The organism is Burkholderia sp. 28_3 (assembly GCF_003253915.1).
GTDB classification, from domain to species: Bacteria; Pseudomonadota; Gammaproteobacteria; order Burkholderiales; family Burkholderiaceae; genus Burkholderia; species Burkholderia cenocepacia.
Window position 1 is genome coordinate 1 of record NZ_QKZF01000065.1, and the last position, 4444, is coordinate 4444.

Here is a 4444-nt window from a genome sequence, read left to right on the forward strand (position 1 = left end):
TCATCGTCGTGGGTCCGTTCCGTGAGCTGTCTTCTAAACGTCCTCGGCTACGTCTGCGATGACCGCCGAGCCGAATAAATCAGCGTTTCCTTAGTCTCTGTACTCGGCCTCCAAAGTCCGCAATAAGGTTTTCCTCCTATTGGGCGAAGGCTCGCGAGCTCGCTCAAATTTTGCCCCCTTAATCGAATTAAAACACAACGGCGTCCATATATATGAGCGCCGTTAATCGCATTCAAGAATTGGGGCCATGGAAACAATCCTCAATGGCGCTCAGATTTCAGAATCTTAATCTATCAGCCATGCATTCGTCGGGTGCGTTGCGTAGTATTCATTTGTAGTTCCCTGACATGGAGGATTGTATGAAAATCGCAACTATCTTGATCGCAGTCGCCAGCTTTGCGACGATTTACCCTGCGTTCGCTGATTCCGGTATGTCACAAGACAGCGGTGTCGGATACTCGAGTGCCGCGAATAGCCAATCGGGAAACCCGGTGCGCGGAAAAACGAGGGCGGAAGTATACGCGGAGCTGATTCAGGCCCAAAAGGACGGTCTAATCCCGAGTAGCAAATCGGATTATCCGCCGAGCGAAGCAACTATCCAGAGAAATCGCGAGCTTTATCGGTTGGGACGTTTTTCGTCAAACTAAATGATGCTGTAAATCCGTGGATCGGTGGTACTTGCATATGGCTATTTGGGAATTGTGGTGATACGAAAAGGCATCTCTTGCAAGTACGCCGATCGAAGTGAATTTGCTTTTATTCCGCTCAGGTGGCTCCCAAAACGAGATTTGCGATGCAATTGAAGGCCTGGAGGAGATATGAAGACTTTTCGCCACAAGTACATGCTGTTGGCGAGCTGCATCACGTTGCTGCTTTCCGCTTGTGCAGCAAGGAGTGTGACCGCCGAATCTGGAAAGGTCAGCCAAGCCGAGGAGAGCTCGAAAATTCAGGTGCCGAAATCGTACCCTTGTCAAAATCTTCACGTCAAGACCGGAAATTGCCCGCCTCGGTAACTCCGGATAGGGCTGATGATGTTCGGCAGATACGTGACGTCCCGGGATGCCGCTGAACAGATTTTTTGAATCGGTATGGTGGAAGAAATGAAGACTTCAAGATTGCTAGTTATGCTTGGTGTGCTTTCTATCTCGGCTGCCGCATTTGCGAATGGCATGCCGGAAAGCAAGTACAATGAACTTCAAAAGCATGTAAGGACCGAATCGACGCGAGATCCTTATCTGCGGTCACATCAGGATAGGACTCAATCGACATTTTCAAAACATGCTGTCGGTGTTTATAGGAAAAAATAATATGACCGACCATCCCGCGCCGTGATCTTGCTTCTCTCCGTGCCCCTCCAACCTTTCCAGTCTTGAATCGGGTGTGCTCGTCTACTCCAAACATATCAAGGAATGTGGTAAATTTTGCGAGGTTGGATTCTATGCGGTCTTTTTTGCGGCCTCATCTGCGTTCCATCGTGTTTGCGTTGCGCTGTATGTGACAAAGATGTAATGCTGCTGCCACGCTGCAATTGGGTGAATTCCTGCATGCTTGTGACCATTGCGATCACGCGGGTTTTGATGCAGAACGGAAGGCCCTCGGATCGTTCAAGTTAATTGCCTGGGAGATTGAAATGAAAGAGATAGCAGCTTTTGTAGCCCTGACCATCGCGCTCGTTTCGAGTTTGATCGCTGCACCGGCATTCGCCGATGCGGACCACAAGTATCCGCAATTGCCGAGCGTAGCCGCGAGCGCCAACGCACAAGCAGCTGGTGCCACGGTGCGGAAGGAATATGGGCAGGACGGCTATGGCAACGACGCCACGAGCGCCGCGCAAAGCGGTGTGCGCTCGGCTTCCGAATCGTTCATGATCAACGACCGCTCGCTATACCGCAATCCGTGATCTTCACCGTCCACGCAGGTGAGCCATCCCACGTCGTCCTCACCCTAGCGTCTAAGCGAGAAAGGCGCTAACCGTGTGGCTCACCTTTTATGCCCCGGGCAGTATTGTCCGGGGCACTTTTTTTTGCGAATCATTGCGGGCTAGTGGAGCGGACGCCAACTTGTACTTCGCGACGTGCCGAAGCCTGTTCGTTTGGTAGAAAGTGCGAGTAGACTCGTGAGCCGAGTTCTCCAATTTGCCTGGTGAGTCCGGTATGCAATTCATCCTTCAAGTCGCTTGTGCCGCCACTGTCGCTTTGGCAGCGACACATTCTGTCTTGGCGCAGACGTCTCAGACGATTCAACTAGAGGACTTGACCTGGACCGAACTGCGTGATCAGATCCACGCCGGCAAGACCACTATCGTCGTTCCCATCGGCGGAACTGAGCAAAGCGGGCCGTAGTCGCGCTTGGCAAGCACAACGCGCGCGTCGGGGTGCTATCTCGGCGCATCGCGGAGGGTCTCGGCAACGCGCTCGTCGCCCCCGTGATTGCCTACGTTCCAGAGGGCGGCTATGCGCCACCCACGTCCCACATGCGCTTTCCCGGTACGATTACGGTGCCTGACGACGTATTTGAAAGGACCCTAGAGTCCGCCGCTCACAGTTTCAAAATTCACGGCTTCGTGAATATCGTTTTTCTCGGGGACCATGGCGGCTATCAGGACGACATCAAATGCGTGGTAGCGCGACTTAATAGGCCCTGGACGCATGTCGTTATACAGAAGTGCCGGCGTCACCGTCATCGCGTAATAAGCGCATGGTTTCCGCGGCGATATGAACTTTCGTGAGTCCCTTCCAGATCGTCTCAGCGCCGGGTTCGCCGTCGCTCTTGCGAGCGAGGAATCCACCGAGACGCGCGACCAAGCGCAGCACTTCGTTGAGCTTGGGTTGCGCAGATCGAGGCGTTTTCGTAAGCAGGTACGCAGCCCGAATTTCATCGGGATCGAAGAACAGACGCGCGTCCAAATCAGGGCAGGTGCGCCCCAGCCGCATCAGATAGGTCACGCGCCAAGCCACCACAAGGAACAGCGCCAACGCGCGCTCAAGTGTATGCGGTCTTTTAACGACACCCATCAGAGGTTGGGAGTGGCAGGCATGCTCCATGGCATGAGGGCCGCGTAGTCGTCGGCGGTTGCAGCGAGAGGCAGCTTCGTGAACAGCCAGACGAGGTAGCGATACGGTTCGATGCCGTTCGCCTTGTACGTCTCGACGAGGGAGTACAGATTGGCGCTGGCCTGCGCGCCGGCGACAGTGTCGGAGAACAGCCAGCCTTTGCGGCCGACGACGAACGGTCTGATCGCGTTTTCACACAGGTTGTTCGAGAGTGGCCAGTTGCCGTTCTCGATGTAGCGGACCAGCTTGGGCCATTGCCCGCTCATGTATTGCAGCGCCTTGCCGAGCAGACTCGACGGCACGACGGCGGGCAGATGCTCGACCATCATGCGTTCGACGAGGGAGAGCACTCGGGCGCTGTATCGGGTACGCAATCGCTGCCGGCGTTCAGGCGTCCACTTCGCGCTTCGCGCCTCGGCCGTGAACAGCTTGCCGATCAGCTTAACGAAGCGCGTGGCCAGCAGATCCGATGAGCGTGCCGCTTTCGGCACCGACTCCTCGGCCTTGATGAAGCCGCGGCGTACATGCGCCCAGCATCCGAGATGCACGAGCTGGTGATCGTGGGCGATGCCGTTATAGAGTTCGTACCCGTCCGTCATCAGCACAGTGTCGGGCTGCACGCCGGCATAGAGCTTCTGCGCATGTTGGGCACCACGTCCCGGCGAGTACGAGAACATCCGCACGGGCGGCCCTGAGCCGTTGACCTGCGCCCACAGGTAGCTCTTTGCCTGCGGCCTTCGTCCCGGTTCCTTCAGCACCTGGAACGTTGTCTCGTCGCCGTAGATCAGGTCGGATTCGAGCAGCGCGTCACGCATCAGGTTGATCACCGGCTGCGTAGCAAGCCCCACTCGCACCACGCTAGCGGCCAGCGTGTTCGACAAGATGTCGCCGCCGAAGCGACGCAGCAGCGTGGCCTGGCGATACAGTGGCATGCCGTATTGGTACTTGCCAGTGATGATCCACGCCAGCGCGGATTCCGTGAGCAGCCCGCGAGGGATGATGCGCGTCGGCGCTGGCGTGACCTTAATGCCGAGATCACAGCAAGGGCAGGCGTACTTGACCCGCTGGTGCTGAACGACGCGCACTTGCTCGGGAATCACGTCGAGCTGTTCGCTCGTTTCTACGCCAATCTCGACGAGGGCGTGGCCGTCGTGCGCGCAGAATCGTTCAGCTTCTGGCAACTCGTGCCGCACGACCTCGCGCGGCAGGCTCGGATTGAGTGGTTTGCGCCCGCGCTTGCCGCGCGTGTGGGCGGCGACCGAGGTGCCGGGCACGTCTTCACGCGCGGGCGCGTCGGCAGTGTCGCGGGGCGGCGTAAAGGAGCCGGGGATGGGCGGCGTAATGGCGCCAGCAGAACCGGGGGTAAAACGCGGATTCGAACGGTTTCAAGG

Annotated in this window: 2 protein-coding genes and 3 pseudogenes; 3 read left to right on the forward strand and 2 right to left on the reverse strand. The window is 57.0% G+C overall.

Annotated elements, in window-relative coordinates:
- Positions 1–359 precede the first annotated feature (359 nt).
- The 3 genes and pseudogenes from DFS13_RS39470 to DFS13_RS39480 form a co-directional block, all read left to right on the forward strand.
- The gene (locus DFS13_RS39470) at positions 360–647 is read left to right on the forward strand and encodes a DUF4148 domain-containing protein (RefSeq protein WP_075687087.1); all 288 of its coding nucleotides are present in this window, start codon (positions 360–362) and stop codon (positions 645–647) included.
- An 881-nt stretch (positions 648–1528) separates the two neighbouring features.
- Positions 1529–1900 carry a hypothetical protein gene (locus DFS13_RS40130; protein ID WP_143282329.1) on the forward strand — a complete coding sequence of 124 codons (372 nt, stop codon included), beginning with the start codon at positions 1529–1531 and terminating at the stop codon, positions 1898–1900.
- Between the two features lie 253 nt (positions 1901–2153).
- Positions 2154–2644 (forward strand): annotated as a pseudogene (locus DFS13_RS39480) (creatininase family protein); the annotation flags it as partial.
- 10 nt (positions 2645–2654) lie between these two features.
- Here DFS13_RS39480 and DFS13_RS39485 read toward each other — a convergent pair.
- Positions 2655–2987 (reverse strand): annotated as a pseudogene (locus DFS13_RS39485) (IS4 family transposase); the annotation flags it as partial.
- Between the two features lie 26 nt (positions 2988–3013).
- Positions 3014–4354, reverse strand: a pseudogene (locus DFS13_RS39490) (IS66 family transposase); the annotation flags it as partial.
- Positions 4355–4444: the final 90 nt, after the last annotated feature.

What these genes read in the sequence shown, in the direction of transcription:
- DFS13_RS39470 (WP_075687087.1), top strand. Translation starts at nt 360, where the DNA reads ATGAAAATCGCAACTATCTTGATCGCAGTCGCCAGCTTTGCGACGATT.